15 protein-coding genes and 1 riboswitch are annotated in these 15,001 nt (G+C 67.2%); of the genes, 12 read left to right on the top strand and 3 right to left on the bottom strand.

Annotation, left to right across the window (positions count from 1 at the left end; translation table 11 throughout):
• Window positions 1-122 precede the first annotated feature (122 nt).
• From pilV to MY55_RS07570, 12 genes are all read left to right on the top strand, one after another.
• Window positions 123-596: a type IV pilus modification protein PilV gene (gene pilV, locus MY55_RS07625; protein ID WP_080509354.1), complete on the top strand. Its 474-nt coding sequence runs from the start codon at window positions 123-125 to the stop codon at window positions 594-596.
• Window positions 593-1,657 carry a PilW family protein gene (locus tag MY55_RS07620; RefSeq protein ID WP_047238828.1) on the top strand — a complete coding sequence of 355 codons (1,065 nt, stop codon included), beginning with the start codon at window positions 593-595 and terminating at the stop codon, window positions 1,655-1,657. Before pilV ends, MY55_RS07620 begins: the two co-directional genes overlap by 4 nt.
• A complete protein-coding gene (locus tag MY55_RS07615; RefSeq protein WP_080509355.1) occupies window positions 1,654-2,202 on the top strand; it encodes a pilus assembly PilX family protein in 549 nt (182 codons plus the stop codon). Before MY55_RS07620 ends, MY55_RS07615 begins: the two co-directional genes overlap by 4 nt.
• A 7-nt stretch (window positions 2,203-2,209) precedes the next feature.
• The gene (locus tag MY55_RS07610; protein ID WP_052941631.1) at window positions 2,210-5,863 is read left to right on the top strand and encodes a pilus assembly protein; all 3,654 of its coding nucleotides are present in this window, start codon (window positions 2,210-2,212) and stop codon (window positions 5,861-5,863) included.
• Window positions 5,848-6,297: a type IV pilin protein gene (locus MY55_RS07605; protein ID WP_146008393.1), complete on the top strand. Its 450-nt coding sequence runs from the start codon at window positions 5,848-5,850 to the stop codon at window positions 6,295-6,297. The genes MY55_RS07610 and MY55_RS07605 overlap by 16 nt, the downstream gene beginning before the upstream one ends.
• Window positions 6,298-6,309: 12 nt before the next feature.
• Window positions 6,310-6,861 carry a GspH/FimT family pseudopilin gene (locus MY55_RS07600; protein ID WP_043578879.1) on the top strand — a complete coding sequence of 184 codons (552 nt, stop codon included), beginning with the start codon at window positions 6,310-6,312 and terminating at the stop codon, window positions 6,859-6,861.
• Window positions 6,862-6,971: 110 nt separating this feature from the next.
• Window positions 6,972-7,472: a D-glycero-beta-D-manno-heptose 1-phosphate adenylyltransferase gene (gene rfaE2, locus MY55_RS07595; RefSeq protein WP_043578882.1), complete on the top strand. Its 501-nt coding sequence runs from the start codon at window positions 6,972-6,974 to the stop codon at window positions 7,470-7,472.
• Window positions 7,469-8,434, top strand: coding sequence for a biotin--[acetyl-CoA-carboxylase] ligase (locus MY55_RS07590; RefSeq protein ID WP_043578884.1), 966 nt, complete (start codon window positions 7,469-7,471; stop codon window positions 8,432-8,434). Before rfaE2 ends, MY55_RS07590 begins: the two co-directional genes overlap by 4 nt.
• Window positions 8,431-9,144 carry a type III pantothenate kinase gene (locus MY55_RS07585; protein WP_065202184.1) on the top strand — a complete coding sequence of 238 codons (714 nt, stop codon included), beginning with the start codon at window positions 8,431-8,433 and terminating at the stop codon, window positions 9,142-9,144. The genes MY55_RS07590 and MY55_RS07585 overlap by 4 nt, the downstream gene beginning before the upstream one ends.
• Window positions 9,141-9,986, top strand: coding sequence for an SPOR domain-containing protein (locus MY55_RS07580; RefSeq protein WP_244270668.1), 846 nt, complete (start codon window positions 9,141-9,143; stop codon window positions 9,984-9,986). Before MY55_RS07585 ends, MY55_RS07580 begins: the two co-directional genes overlap by 4 nt.
• Window positions 9,987-10,084: 98 nt before the next feature.
• Window positions 10,085-10,894: a YoaK family protein gene (locus MY55_RS07575; protein ID WP_043578890.1), complete on the top strand. Its 810-nt coding sequence runs from the start codon at window positions 10,085-10,087 to the stop codon at window positions 10,892-10,894.
• 199 nt (window positions 10,895-11,093) lie between these two features.
• Window positions 11,094-12,212 carry a hypothetical protein gene (locus MY55_RS07570; RefSeq protein WP_047236988.1) on the top strand — a complete coding sequence of 373 codons (1,119 nt, stop codon included), beginning with the start codon at window positions 11,094-11,096 and terminating at the stop codon, window positions 12,210-12,212.
• Window positions 12,213-12,219: 7 nt separating this feature from the next.
• On the opposite strand, the gene cobS is transcribed toward MY55_RS07570, so the two are convergent.
• Genes cobS through cobT form a run of 3 tightly spaced genes read right to left on the bottom strand, consistent with a single transcriptional unit; the run spans window position 12,220 to window position 14,581 of the window.
• Complete coding sequence (cobS, locus tag MY55_RS07565; protein ID WP_043578896.1) at window positions 12,220-12,960, bottom strand: adenosylcobinamide-GDP ribazoletransferase; 741 nt, start codon at window positions 12,958-12,960, stop codon at window positions 12,220-12,222.
• The gene (locus MY55_RS07560) at window positions 12,948-13,550 is read right to left on the bottom strand and encodes a histidine phosphatase family protein (RefSeq protein WP_043578899.1); all 603 of its coding nucleotides are present in this window, start codon (window positions 13,548-13,550) and stop codon (window positions 12,948-12,950) included. Before MY55_RS07560 ends, cobS begins: the two co-directional genes overlap by 13 nt.
• Window positions 13,547-14,581 carry a nicotinate-nucleotide--dimethylbenzimidazole phosphoribosyltransferase gene (gene cobT / locus MY55_RS07555; RefSeq protein WP_043578902.1) on the bottom strand — a complete coding sequence of 345 codons (1,035 nt, stop codon included), beginning with the start codon at window positions 14,579-14,581 and terminating at the stop codon, window positions 13,547-13,549. Before cobT ends, MY55_RS07560 begins: the two co-directional genes overlap by 4 nt.
• 126 nt (window positions 14,582-14,707) lie before the next feature.
• A riboswitch (cobalamin riboswitch) is annotated at window positions 14,708-14,916 on the top strand.
• Window positions 14,917-15,001: the final 85 nt, after the last annotated feature.

Genomic DNA, 15,001 nt, shown 5'->3' with positions numbered 1-15,001 from the left:
GACCGTCCGTCGCCACGGCGCTTACTTCCGTCGGCAGGCCTTTTCGGCTGGAGCGACGCGTCTCCTATGCTTGCAATGAGGCAAAGCGGCTTTCCTTGTGACCATAGACGGGAGTCCGGGCAATGAGAGGTTGGCGGGCGGCAATGGGCTTCACGATGCTGGAAGTGCTGATCGCGCTGCTGGTGCTGGCCATGGGGGTGTTGGCCGCCATCGCGGTGATGCTCAACGCGGAGCGCGCCAGCGGCTCCGGCTATCTGCGCCAGATGGCGAATCAGTATGCCTACGATATGGTGGACCGGATGCGGGCGAATTCCGCGCAGGTGGCCGCCGGCGCCTATGACGTCGCCTCCGGCGTCAGCGCGTCCACTTTTCAAAGCAATTGCGTGGCCACGGCCTGCACTGCCGCCACCATGGCCACTTTCGACAAATACCAGTGGCTGACCGACTTGCAGAACAATCTGCCGAACGGCACTGGCAGCATTTATCAGCCGGCCAGCGGCGCCACCACCGAGCGGGTGGTGCAGGTGTGGTGGACGGATGGCAACGCGGCGAGCGGCGGTGCGGTGCTCACCGAAATCGTGAGGACCATCATGTGAGGCCGACGCGCGCGCAGACAGGTTTTTCGCTGGTGGAGCTGATGGTGGCGGTCACCATCGGCCTGCTGCTGCTGACCGCGCTGGTGGGTGTGATGGTGGCGGGGCGCAAGGATTATTCGACCGACGCCGGTCAGGGCCAGCTGCAGAACGCCGGCGCCACCGTTTCCAGCCTGATTTCGCAGACGGCGCGCAGCGCCGGTTTCTTCGGCTGTTCCGGGGCGACTACTTCCAACGCGCTGGTGAGCGCCAATGGCCTGCTGGGGAATTTCAGCGCGCCGGTCACCGGCTATGACGCGGTGGTGGCGTCGTCCACGCTGACCTTGTCCAGCCTGAACGGCGCCAACGACAGCGCGCTGACCGACTGGAGCCCGGCGCTGGACAGCAGCCTGCAGGGCAAGGTGCAGCCCGGCAGCGACGTGGTGGTCTTCAGCGGCCAGAGCAACGGCACGGTGCCGGTGTGGGTGAGCGTTTACGCCTCGACCGGCGCGACTTCGTTGCAGACGCTGTCGGCATCGGGCGTGGCGGCCAACAATCTGCTGTCGGTCTCCAATTGCGCGCACTCGTCCATCATGCAGGTCAGCGGGGTGGGCAGCGCCAGCGGCGGCAGCGTCATCAATCTCAACCAGGCGCTGGACAGCGATTTTCCGGTGGGCTCGGTGGCGGCGTTGCTGTCGCAGACAGCTTACTTCGTCGGCCAGGCCTCGGGAACGCAAAGCGCGTTGTACCAGGCGGTGTATGACGGCACCGGCGGAGGCTGGCAGGTGACCCCTATCGTGCCCGGGGTGGACACCATGCAGGTGTGGTACGGCATAGGCAGCGCGCCAGGCGTCACCACCGAATATTTGCCGGCCAACCAGATCAGCAGCTGGAGCCAGGTGAACAGCCTGCGCATCGCGGTGCTGCTGGAAGGGCCGCAAGGCACCGCGCCGCTCAGCAAGGCCGGCAATTGCCTCAACCGGACGCAGTGGACGGTGCTGAGCAATACGGTCAATGTGCCTTGCGACACCCGGCTGCGCCATGTCTACACCATGACGGTATCGTTGAGGAACGCGGGCCTATGAAACCATTGCGCAAAGCCGGCTCGGAGCGCGGCGTGGTATTGATCATCGCCCTTATCTTCATGCTGGTGATCATGATCCTGGGGCTGGCCGGCAGCACCCAATCGCTGAGCCAGCTGCACATGGCCAGCAACAACGTGCAGTACCAGAGCAATCTGGAGCTGGCGGAGGGCACGCTGCGCCAGGCGTACTCGGCCATGCTGCAGGGCGTGTTCGCCAGCCAGACCTACACGGTGGCGGGCAACAACGGCTACTACCAGTTCAACGCCAACACCGTGCCGGCGTGGCAGCAGAATTTATACACACCTTCGTTCTGGACCAATAGCGCGATGACGATTCCCGGCTATACCGGCACGCCGCCCAATTCGGCCGTCACCAGCAGCTATGTGGTGGAAAACATGCCGGCGGCCTGCCGGGCGGGAACCAGCTGCGGCAACCGCGGGATCTATGGGCAGGCGGCCGGCGGCAACAACTACCGGGTGACCGCCCGGGTGGTCACCAGCAACGGCGCGAGCCCGGTGGTGGTCCAGGCAATCTTCACGCAGTGAGGCGGATATGGCTGACTGGAAACCGGCGGTGCGCATCGTGGTCGGCATCCTGCTGCTGGCATGCATTCTGCTGGCGGCCCGGAAGGTGGCCGGCGGCGGCTCCACCGCCACGCTGGCGATCTCGCAGGTGCCGCTGACCATCACCACCCCGGCGCGGCCGCAGGTGGTGATCGCCGTCACCAATTCCGAATCGATGGACGGCAGCACCATCACTTATTGCAACGGCACCGGCAATTCCGGCGCCAACTGCAGCAATGGCTTTTCCACCAGCTATACCGGCCGCGGCGGCGCTTTGCTGACCGGCGCCGGCGCGGTGAGCGGACTGACCGGCTCGTCCTCGCCGATCAACTACCCGGTGCCGGCCAGCTTCACGCCTCCGGTGTCGGGCGGCGCGGCCGGCAGCCTGGTGCCGTACACCTCGACGCTGTCCGGCGGCCAACTGGCCGACAACAGCCCGTCGCGGCTCAATGTCGCCAAGGCCGGCATCCTGTCGATCCTCAACACCTATCTGGCGACGACGGATTTCGCCCTGTTGTCCTACCAGATGAGCAACACCAGGATGTACACCACCTGGGTGTATTACATGGCGCCGACCGGCGGCTTCGCCTTCACCAATACGCCCACCGCCACCAGCAGCACCGACACGGTCTACAACCCCTGCTACAACTACCTGACCTCGTCGTCGACCACCGTGGCCAGCAATTGCGCGTCGATCGCGCTGTCGCTGGGCCTCAGCGGGTCGTCGGTCAGCGGCAGCCAGTACATGACGGTGGCGGCCACCAGCGACGACGCCAACATCAACGACGTGCTGTATTCCTCGTCGCTCAACCCGGTGTTCATGACCTACGGCACGGTCAGCCCCAGCAATCCCTACACCTATTACTCGCTGAGCAGCTACAAGTCCGGCTCGGTGTCGGTGTCCTACAGCACGATGGCACCGGGCGGGCGCACCAACTGGGCCACCAGTCCGACCAATGCCGGCTACGTGCCTTACTCGCCGCAGGTGATGTATGTGCAGCGCGGCTGGGGCTATGGCGGCTCGCAGTCGTACTCCGGCGCCACCACCAATGTGACGATGACCAATCTGGGCAGCCCGTCGGCCAGCCAGCTCACCAGCGCCTACAACAGCTTCTCGCCGTTCCTGCAGCCGGAAACCAATTCCACCAGCACCAGCGAAATCAAGTCGGCGGCCGGGCAGTCGCCGATCTACGCGCTGCTGAAGACCGCGCAAACCTCGTTCACCAGCACGTCGTCCAGCAGCGGCTGCTCGCCGCAAAAATACGTGGTGCTGATCACCGACGGCCTGCCAACCCAGGACAAGAGCGGCAACTTCTGGCCGCCGGCGGGCAGCGCCGCCGCCAGCGGCTATGGCGTGACCGCCAGCTTCAACGCCGACGGCTCGCTCAACACCGGCGCCACCAACGATCAGGCGTTGCTGGACACCATCAGCCAGATCCAGTCGCTGGCCAACAGCGGCATCAAGACATATGTGATAGGCCTGGGCGCCGGGGTGGCGCCGGCTACCAATCCTACGGCGGCGCAGACGCTGACCGCGATGGCGGTGGCGGGCAATACCGGCTCCTATTACCCGGCAGTCAGCGCCACCGCGTTCAGCAACGCGCTCAGCTCCATCCTGGTGCAGATCCAGAAAGGCAGTTACGACCAGGCGTCGGTGGCGCTCAACAGCACCACGCTGAGCACCAATTCGCAGGCTTTCCTCGCCAGCTTCAATCCCAGCGACAGCCCGTACAACGACTGGACCGGCAATCTGTCGGCCTATTCGTTGTCCACCAGCAGCGGGCTGAACGTCGGCACCAGCGCCAACTGGCAGGCGCAGACTCAGGTGGACACCTTCTCCAGCAGCAACGCCTGGCAAAACACGCGCTTGATCGCCACCTGGGACGCGGTCAACAGCAAGGGCGTGCCGTTCGAATGGCCGGCTTCCGGCGTCACCGGCATCAACAGCACCCAGCAGGGCTGGCTGCAGCCATCGGACACCAAGGGCAGCCTGCGGCTCAACTACCTGCGCGGCGACAAGTCGCAGGAGGTGCAGAACGGCGGCGGCTTCCGCAACCGCAGCCACCTGCTGGGCGACATCATAGACAGCGGCCCGGTGTATGTGGCCAAACCGGATGGCCCGTACAGCGACGCCAGCTACCTGAGCTTCATCAACGCCAACGCCAACCGCACGCCGCTGCTCTATGTCGGCGGCAACGACGGTATGCTGCACGCATTCAACGCCAGCACCGGCAACGAGGCTTTCGCCTTCATCCCCAACGGCGTGTTTTCCAACCTGTACCAGCTGACCAGCGCCTCGTACAACAACAACCACATCTATTTCGTCGACGGCTCGCCGCAGGCCGGCGACGTGATGTTCGCCAACGGCGTCTGGCATTCGCTGCTGGTCGGCGGCCTGGGCGGCGGAGGCTCCACCATTTACGCGCTGGACGTGACCACGCCGTCCAATTTCACCAGCGAGACGGCGCTGGCCAATGCCGCGCTGTGGGAATTCAGCGACAGCGGCCTGGGCTATACCTATGGTCGGCCCTCCATCGCCCGGGTCAACGCCACGCCGGGATTCGCGGTGATGTTCGGCAACGGCTACGCCAGCAGCGGCAACCACGCCATCTTCTATGCGGTGAATCCGCAGACCGGCGCCACGCTGGCCAAGATAGATCTGTGCAGCTCGGTGCCGGCGGCCTGCAACAGCAGCGCGCCGCAAGGCTTGTCCGAGGTAGTGGCGATCAACAGCAGCGGCAATGCCGGCGCGGCGGTGGACATGGTTTACGCCGGCGATCTGCAGGGCAATGTCTGGGCGATCAACATCGGCAGCAGCAATCCGGCCAGTTGGAGCGTGCGCCTGCTGTTCACCGCCACCGACAGCAGCGGCAACCACCAGCCGATCACCGCCGCGCCTGCGGCCACGCTGAACGCCAACTTCCCCAAGCAGAAGGGCACGATGGTCTATTTCGGCACCGGCCAGCTGCTGGCCCAATCCGATCTGACCAATACCAATACCCAGGCCTTCTACGCCGTTTACGACAATCTGAGCATCAGCGGCCTGACGCCGTCCAACCTGGTGCAGCAGACCGAGTCGCTGGTCACCTCGGCGCAGTCGGGCTTCACCAACACCACGGTGACTTCGACCACCTACAACTGGCAAAGCCCCAACCCGCCGCTCAGCTGCGTGGTGGGGCGCACTTGCCCGACCCTGTACGGCTGGTACTACACGCTGAGCTTCGCCGGCAGCGGCACCCGGGTGCTGACCAATCCGCAGGTCTTCGCCGGCAATGTGGTGTACACCACCTTCGCGCCGCCCTCCACGCCTTGCACCAGCGGCGGCCTGTCGTTCCTGATGGCGTCGAGCTACGCCACCGGCGGGCCGCCGACGCAGCCCTTCCTCGACGCCAATGGCAACGGGGTGGTCAATAGCCAGGATGTCTATAACCAATTGCCGGTGTCCGGGGTGCAGCTGGGCAGCTTCTTCGCATCGACGCCGGCCTTCGTCACCTCGAATCAGGGCGGCTACAGCGCCAGCATCCTGGTGGGCGGGGGCAATGGCAACAGCAACAATAATTGCGCCAACGGCAAGCTGAGCTGCACCAGCAGCAGCCCGTTGCAGCAATACTATTCCTGGAGCGGCTGGTGGCAGATCATGTGAAGCGGGGGCGGAGCGGGCCGGCGGGGATGCGCGGCATCACCTTGGTTGAAATGATGGTGACGCTGGCGGTGGTCGCGATTCTGGCGTCGATCGCCTACCCGCTGTACACCAGCCATGTGCAGCAATCGCGGCGCGGCGACGCCTGGCAGGCGCTGACCGCCGCGCAGTCGCAGATGGAGCAGTGCTACGCCCAGTATTTCGCTTACAACAACGCCGCCTGCACGGTGTCGGCCAGCTCGCCTGGCGGCTATTACCAGGTGCAGGTGTCTTCCGCCACCACGGCCAGCGGCTATGTGCTGACCGCCACGCCGGCCGCCGGCGGACTGCAGGCGGCCGACACCACCTGCAGCAGCTTCAATGTCAGCAACAGCGGCTTGCGCAGCGCGGCCAACGCGCAGGGCAGCGATACCAGCAGCACCTGCTGGCCGCATTGACTGGGGAATCGCATGTCGGGCAACAGCCGCGGCTTCACCTTGCTGGAGATGATGGTCACCCTGGCGGTGATGGTGATATTGCTGACGGTGGCGATGCCGGCCTGGCAGACGCTGATGCAGAACCAGCGGCTGATCAGCACCCGCGACAATCTGCTCAGCGCGATGAGCCAGGCCAGGGCGTCGGCGGTGAACGACGACAGCGTCGTCACCATCTGTCCGTACAGCGCGGCTTCCAGCACGGCGTGCGGCAGCAGCTGGAGCGCCGGCTGGGTGATAAGCGAGCAACAGTCCGGCAGCGCGGTGTTGCTGAAATCGCAGCCGCTGGTTTCCGGTTCCCCCACCATAGGCACGCTGGCGGCGGGCACCGCCAGCGGCACCATCGCCAGCGTCAGCTTCAATCCGCGCCCGCCCTATGTCGCGGTGGCGCAGACCGGCGACTTCCGCATCTGCGACAGCCGCGGCGCCGCCGTCGCCCTGTCGTTCAATCTGCAGAGCACCGGTTATGCCCAGTCGGCCGCCAGCGCCGGCGCCACGCTGAGCGGCGCCAGCCTGAGCTGTCCCTGAGCGCGGGAGTTGGGCAGGCGCGGGCGACGGTGGTATGCTTCGCGACTCGTCCCATTTGCGGCCGCGGCCTTGTCTGCCGCCTGCGCCGCATGATTCGCGCAAGGAACCGCATGACTTACCCGATGCCGTCGTTTGAAGACAAGATCTGCCCGCCGGAACAGCTGGCGGAGCGTCTGGCCGCGCTGCCGCGCCCGTTGGTGTTCACCAACGGCTGCTTCGACATCCTGCATCGCGGCCATGTCACCTACCTGGCGCAAGCCCGGGCGCTGGGTGCCAGCCTGGTGCTGGGCCTGAATACCGATGCTTCGGTGAAGCGCCAGGGCAAGGGCGAGGACAGGCCGATCAACAACGAGCATAACCGCGCCGCGGTGCTGGCGGCGCTGGAGAGCGTCAGCCTGGTCACCTGGTTCGACGCCGACACCCCGGCCCAGCTGATCGAGCAGGTGCGGCCGGAGGTGCTGGTGAAGGGCGGCGACTGGACGGTGGACAAGATCGTCGGCAGCGCCGAGACGCTGGCGCGCGGCGGCCAGGTGCATTCCATCCCCTTCCTGTTCGATACCTCCACCACCCAGACCTTGAATAAGATCCGCGCCGGCGAGGGCAAGGCGTGAACGAACACGCGTTCGCGGTGCTGCACCACCTGTCGGATGGGCGCTTCCATTCCGGCGAGGACATCGCCCAGGCGCTGGGCTGTTCGCGCACGCTGGTGTGGCAGGCGGTGCATGCGATAGAGGCGGATTTGGGCCTCACCGTGTTCAGCGTGCGCGGCCAGGGCTACAAGCTGGCGCAGCCGTTCGCCTGGCTGGATGTCGCCGGCGTGCGCGCCGGCCTGTCCGAAGCCGCGGCCGAGGTCTATACCTTGGCGGTGGCCGAACGCACCGACTCCACCAACAGCCAGCTGATGGCGCGCGCCGGCAACGGCGGACTGCATGGCCTGGTGCTGGCCTGCGAATTGCAGACCGCCGGCCGCGGCCGACTGGGCAGGCGCTGGCAGGCGCGCTTGGGATCGGGGCTGACGTTCTCGCTGCTGTGGCGCTTCGAACGCGGCGTGTCCGAGTTGGCCGGCTTGTCGCTGGCGGTGGGCGTGGCGCTGGCGCGCGCGCTGCGCGGCCTGGGCGCGCCGGTGCGGCTGAAGTGGCCCAACGATGTGCTGCTGGACGGCAGCAAGCTGGCCGGCATCCTGATCGAGCTGTCCGGCGACGCGCTGGGGCCGGCGGCGGTGGTGATAGGCATAGGCTTGAACGTGGCCGATCCGGGCGAAGTGGACCAGCCGGTGGCGACCTTGCGCCAGGCCGGCGTGGCGGCCGACCGCAACAGCCTGTTGGCCGCGCTGCTCAATGAATTGCAAACGGTGCTGTCGGCGTTCGATCGCGACGGCTTCGCGCCGCTGCGCGACGAGTGGTGCGCGTTGTCCGCGCATCAGCAGGCGCCGGTGCGGCTTAGTTTTTCCCACGGCGAGCCGGTGGACGGCATCGCCTGCGGCGTCGCCGACAACGGCGCCCTGCGGGTGGAGACCGCGCAGGGGATGCGGACCTTCCATGTCGGAGAGGTCAGTCTCAGGGAACGCCAATGAAGTTATTGATAGACGCCGGCAACAGCCGGGTGAAATGGGCCGCCTACCGCGGCGCGGAATGCGTGGCCAAAGGCGCCGCCGAACATGGCGAGCTGGCCAGCCTGGCGCCGGTCTGGAGCCAACTGCCGCTGCAGGGCGCCTGGATGTCGTCGGTGGCGCGGAAGGAAGTGGCCGACGCGCTGGCGGCGGCGCTGGCCTGCCCCTTGCACCGGGTGCATGCCCAGAGCCGCTTCGGCGCGGTGTGTAACCATTATCGCAACACCGCCGAGCAGGGCGCCGACCGCTGGCTGGCGGTGTTGGCCGCGCGCGAACTGTGCGGCGGCGACGTCATCGTCGCCTGCGCCGGCACGGCGTTGACGGTGGAAACGCTGACCGCCGACGGCGATTATCTGGGTGGGCTGATCTTGCCCGGCTATGGCCTGATGCTGCAAAGCCTGGCCCAGGGCACGGCCAATCTCGATCGCGCCGCCGGCGCGGTGGTGGATTTCCCGCAAGGTACGCAGGATGCGTTGGCCAGCGGCGTGATGGCGGCGCTGGTGGGCGCCATCGAAGGGCAACGGCGCAAGCTGGCCGAACGCACCGGCCGCCAGCCTGCCACGGTGATCCTGACCGGGGGCGACGCCGGCCGCATCGCGCCTTGGCTCGCCGCTCCGCTGGAGATCGTGGATAATCTGGTGTTGATGGGTTTACTCAAGGTGGCGAACGCGTGATCAAGTGGCTTGTGGCGCTGGTGGTGGTGCTGAATCTGGTGGTGGCCATGTATGGCTCCTTCAAGCAGCGGCCGCCGATGGATGTGCATGCGCAGGAAGTGAGTCCCGGCCAGGTGAAACTGTTGCCGACAGGCTGGACGCCGGACGCGTCGGCCGGGCAGGCCAGCGCGCCGCATGCGGCGGCGAGCGCTCCCGCGTCCGCCGCCAAGGCGGCGTCGGCGCCGCTGGCGGCAGCCAAGACGGACAAACATGCCAAGCCCGCGGCGAGCGCGCCGCAGGAACAGGCCAAATCGGCCAAGGCGCAGGCGAAGCCGGCGGCCAAGCAAGAGGCGTCCAAACCGGCCGCGGCCAAGTCCGCGGAAGCCGCGCCGCCGGCCGCCAAGGCCTGCTACCGCTGGGCCGGCCTCAGCGACAGCCTGCTGGCCCGGGTGAAGGGCGGCGTGCCGTTGCTGAAGCTGAAGGCTGGCCAATTGCAGGAAGACAGCAAGGAAGAAAGCAAGGGCTCGAGCCGCTTCTGGGTGTACTACCCGCCGCTGGCCACCCAGGCCGAGACCAAGACGCTGTCGGCCGAGCTGAAGGACAAGGGTTTCGACAACTACCTCGTCAGCGGCGACGAGTTCAAGGGCAATCTGTCGCTGGGCCTGTTCGGCCGCGAAGACGCGGCCAAGACGCTGGCGGCGCGCCTGAAGGCGGCCGGCTACGACAAGGCGGTGGTCAAGTCCAAGAACGAAGCGGCCAAGGTGACCACGCTGTCCTTCAAAGACCTGGACGCGGCGCAGGCCGAGCATCTGAAGGCGCTGCAGAAGCGGTTGACGCCGGGCATCGCGCTGAAAGGCTGCTGATTGGACGGCATTTGATCCGACGGCTTGCCAAGCGGGCATGCTGCGGCGCAATATGAAAAACGGCGACGATGGGTCGCCGTTTTGCTTGCCGGATTGCCATGGCCCGACACTTCCACATTACCAGGCTGCTGGACCGCGGCCGCTTCAACGACAAGGTATTGCGCCAGCTGGGCTGGGCGATGGCCTTCATCGCCGGCGCCATCAACGCCGGCGGCTTCCTGGCGGTGCACCGCTATACCTCGCACGTCTCCGGCATCGTGTCCGGCATGGCCGACGCCTGGGGCACCGGTGAGGTGCGGCTGGCGCTTTCGCTGCTGGTGATGCTGTGCTGCTTCATCGGCGGCGCCATGCACAGCACCTGGCTGATCCTGTGGGCGCGCCGGCAACGGCTGCGCGGCGGCTACGGCGTGTCGATGATGGAGGAGGCGCTGCTGCTGCTGGTGTTCGGCTTGCTGGGCGCCGGCTTGTCGTTGCACAAGGGCCTGTTCACGCCGCCGACGGTGATGTTGTTGTGCTTCATCATGGGCATGCACAACACCATCGTCACCAAGCTGTCCGGCGGCCTGCTGCGCAGCACCCACATGACCGGCATCGCCACCGACATCGGCATCGAGCTGGCCAAGATGAGCTACTACAACCGCCAGCAGGGGCCACGGATCCAGGCGGTGCGATCCAACCGCAACAAATTCCGCGTCTACAGCCTGATCCTGTTGTCCTTCTTCGCCGGCGGCGTGGTCGGCGCGCTGGGCTTCAAGCACCTGGGTTTCGGCTTCACGCTGCCGCTGGCCTTGTTCCTGTTCCTGCTGGGTCTCAGGCCCGCCTGGTACGACGTCAGGCTGCGCTGGCGCTGGTGGCGGATCGGCTTGACGGCGGCCAGGGCGCGCGCCGGCGCTTTGCGCCGGACTTGAACGACTTCCCTCATCCCGGCGCGCTGCGGGTTTCCGCGCCACGGGGCGCGGCAGCCTTGAGCCGTCGGCTGTGAAAGATGGGTGACGGGCTATGAAATTGTCATTATGGAAAAGTGCTTGTGTGGTTGTGACGCACTCTCGCTTGGAGAGCGGCACCAGTCCCTGAGTTTGGGCGGGCTTTTTCATGCAAAGGGGCGGCATGGACGTACGAAAAGCGGTTGGTTTGTGGGTTAGCTGGGCTTTGGCGGCGCCGGTTCACGCCGATGTCTGGCAGGGCGAGTTGGGCGGCGCGCCGGTTGTGATGGAGTGGAGCGTCGATAACGAGGGCGAGGTCGACGGCCGTTATTTCTATCGCAAATTCCATAATGACATCGCGCTGACGGGCAAGCGGGATGCGCAGGGCGCGTTGCGCTTGAGCGAGAGCCTGGGCCATGGCGAGGCGCGGGCCGATCTCGCGTTGCGCCCATCCGGAACCGGTTGGGTGGGTGAGTGGCGCGAACCGAAGACGAAGCGCGCGTTGCCGGTCACGCTGACGCCGTTGGCCATGTCGAGCGAGGAGGGTACGGACGAAGCGGATTGGATCGACGACTACAACCGGGCCAGATTGGCTGACCTGCGGTTGCGGCGGGTGGGCGAACAGGTTTTCCTCGGCCATCGGCTGAGCTGGTGGGAGGAGCCGGTCAGCCGGATCCGCTGGTTCCGGTTGGAAAGCGGCTATTCTGCGGACGCCATGGCCCGTCTGAACCGGATTTTTGAGAGGCGGCAATGGCGCGCGGTGGTGGATGCCTTCGAGTGCGTGGCGGCCGCGCAGGGTTCGACTTTAGGCAGGTATCAGCAGGCGGTGACCCCGCGCTTGCTGACGCCGCGCGTGGTGAGCATCAGCATTGAAACCAGCGCGTTTTGCGGCGGCGCCCATCCGGACTCCGGCGACGCGCCGTTGAATATGGAGGTGGCCAGCGGGCGCGTTTTGCATCTGGAGGATGTATTGTGGCTGGGGAGGGGCGAACCACAGGATGCGCGGGGCGAGGATGGCCTGCTGCGAGATGCCGGGTATGAAAGCAAGGTGCTGCAGCCTTGGCTCGCTAGCGTCTTCGGCAAGTTGTATCCGCGGGAGATGGCTGGTGGCGAAGGCGGGGGTTGCGATTACCGCGGTCCCGAGGCCTGGAATGCGTTCAATTGGTATCTGACGCCGAAAGGCATGCAGATCGGCGCCTTCTTCGCGCGCGCGCGGAAGGATTGCGACAACCCGGCCTGGAGCCTGTTGCCGTGGGCATTGGTGCGCCAGCACCCAGGCGTTTTGACGCCGCGTTTGCCGTAAGCCGGCCTCACTTCAACACAGGAAAATACGTCGGCAGAATCAACAGCGCGGCGAGCAGCGCGATCTCGCAAAGCTCAACCCCCGCGCCCAGGCAGTCGCCGGTCATGCCGCCCAGGCGGCGCTTCAGGAAGGCCCACCAGGCCAGGCCGGCCAAGGGGGCCAGCAGCAGCGCCGGCGCCAGCCAGGCCGACAGCGCCAGCAGCGCGGCCAGGTTCAGCCCCATGCCGGCCCAGTCGCGGCGCCAGGCGAAGCGTTCGCCGCTGCCCGGCGCGATGGCCGGCAGCGTCGCAGACCAAGCGATGGCGAAGCCGCGCGCCCAGGCCGGCGCCAGCAGCAGTCCCCAGACCGGCCCGCTCTGGCGCGCGAGCAGCATCAGCAGCACCAGCTTGCAAACCACCGCCAGGATCAGCGAGAGCACGCCGAAGCTGCCCAGATGCGGGTCTTTCAATACCTCGAAGAAGCGTTCGCGCGAGCGGTGGGACGCGCCCAGCGCGTCGGCGAGGTCGGCCAGGCCATCCAGGTGCAGGCCGCCGGTGACACCGGTCCAGACCAGCAGCGCCAGCAGCGCCGCCAGCCAGGGGTCGACCGGCTGGCCCACTTGCAGCGCGCCCAGCAGCAGCGCGCCGACCAGCGCGCCGACGGCGGGAAACCAGCGCGCGCTGGCGGCCAGCCATTCCGGCTTGAATTCCGCCAACTGCGGCGTCGGCAGCCGGGTGAGAAACTGCACCGCCAGGATCAGTCCGCGCATGCAGACTCCAGGCGCAGCAGGTAGGCCGGGTGGCCTTCCAGCATCGACAGCTGGACGAAGCCGCCGCGCTGCACCGTCATCAGCTTGGCGACGGAAAAATCGGTGCCGAGCAATTCCGCCATCAGCACAGTGATCACGCCGCCGTGCGTCACCAGCAGCCGGTGGCTGCCGCGCGCCTCGGTCATCCAGTCGGCCAGGCCGGCCAGCACCCGGGTGCGGAACGCTTCGAAGCTTTCGCCGCCGGGCGGGCTCAGCCTGCCGTCGGCCAGCGCTTCGCCCCAGCCGGGGTGGACGCGCTCCAGGTCGGCCACCGGCTGGCCGTCCCAGCCGCCGAAGTCCATCTCGGCGAAGCGCGGGTCCACTTTCAGCGTCAGCGAGCCGGACAGCGCCTGCTTGACCGCGAATTCGCGGCAGCGCTGCAGCGGCGAGCTGGCGATGGCGGTGACCGGCGCCAGGCTGCTGATGCGCTGCCAGCTGCGACCGAGCTGATGGTGGCCGTGCTCGGTCAGCGGCAGGTCGGTCAGGCCGATCAGCCGGCCGTCGTGGTCGATTTCGCCGTGGCGCAGCAGGGTGAGCGTGTAGGGATTCATGCCGATTTGCCGCTGACGCCGGCTTCGGCGAAAGTGGCCATCTCGTTGTGCAGCTTCACCGCCATCTGCAGCATCGGCACGCACAGCGCCGCGCCGGAGCCTTCGCCGAGGCGCAGCCCCAGGTCCACCAGCGGGTGCAGCTGCAGCGCCGCCAACGCCAGGTCGTGGCCGGATTCGGCGGAGCGGTGGCTGGCCAGCAGCCAGTCGTGCAGCGTCGGGTCTATCGCTTTGGCGCACAGCGCGGCCGCGCTGGCGATGAAGCCGTCCACCAGCGAAGGCACGCCCAGGCGCGCGCCTTCCAGGAAGAAACCGGCGATCGCGGCGATTTCCAGCCCGCCCAATTCGGCCAGCGTGTCCTCGCCGCTGAGGTTTTCCCAGGCCACCCGCGCCAGCGCGGTTTTCACCACCCGGCGCTTGTTGGAGAGGCCGCTGTCGTCGATGCCGGTGCCGCGCCCGACCACCAGCTCCGGCGCCGCGCCGGTGAGGCGGCAGATCAGCGCGGCGGAGGCGGTGGTGTTGCCTATGCCCATGTCGCCGGCGATCAGCAGATTGGCGCCGGCATCCACCGCGCGGCGCGCGGCGGCGCGGCCGGTTTCCAGCGCGGCGGCGGTTTCCTCGGCGCTCATCGCCGACTGTTTGGCCAGATTGTGGCTGCCGGCGCGCACCTTGGCGTGGATGATGGGCAGCGCCGACACATCGCCCGCCACGCCGACGTCGACGACCTCCAGCCGGGCGTCCAGCGCGCGCGCCAGCACGCAGATGGCCGCGCCGCCGGCGCTGAAGTTGCGCACCATTTCGGTGGTGACCTCGGCCGGGAAGGCCGACACGCCTTCGACGGTGACGCCGTGGTCGCCGGCGAACACGGTGATCGCCGGTTTCAATTCCTCGGGGCAGGCCCGTCCCTGCCAGGCGGCGAAGCGGCAAGCCAGTTCCTCCAGCTGGCCCAGGCTGCCGGGCGGCTTGGTGAGCACGGCCTGGCGGGCGCGGGCGGCGTTGCGGGCGGAGAGATCCAGGGGTTTGCTGCTGTTCATGGTTGAGCCTGCCGGAGTGCGGGGCGCGATGCCCGGGTGATCGAGAAAAAGCCTGCCGCCGGCGCGCGGCCGGTCGGACTCTAAGCATATTACCGCTTGGACGATGCCGCCATAAGCCCGGCGAGGTATAATCCGCCGCTTGCAGGTGCCCGCGGCCGCCGAATTCCGGCGCGCGGGTGAAACGGGAAGCCGGTGGACAAGCCGGCGCTGCCCCCGCAACGGTAAGGCCCGGCGCGCAAGCGCCCAGGCGACGCAGATAGCCACTGTCCTTTGGACGGGAAGGCGCGGCGCCGGCATGGCCCAGCCCGGAGACCGGCCTGCGCGCCTCGGCCGGAAGCCGGGCAGATTGCTGACGAATCGCGGGGAGGCGATCCGACAGGCGTTCCGGTTTTGCCGTGCCGTCCTTTGCTGCTGTTGTCC

Origin of the sequence: Chromobacterium subtsugae (assembly GCF_001676875.1) — a bacterium.
Classification (GTDB): domain Bacteria; phylum Pseudomonadota; class Gammaproteobacteria; order Burkholderiales; family Chromobacteriaceae; genus Chromobacterium; species Chromobacterium subtsugae.
Note: the sequence above shows the minus strand (reverse complement) of the source record. Positions and strands in the feature narration are given on the sequence as shown.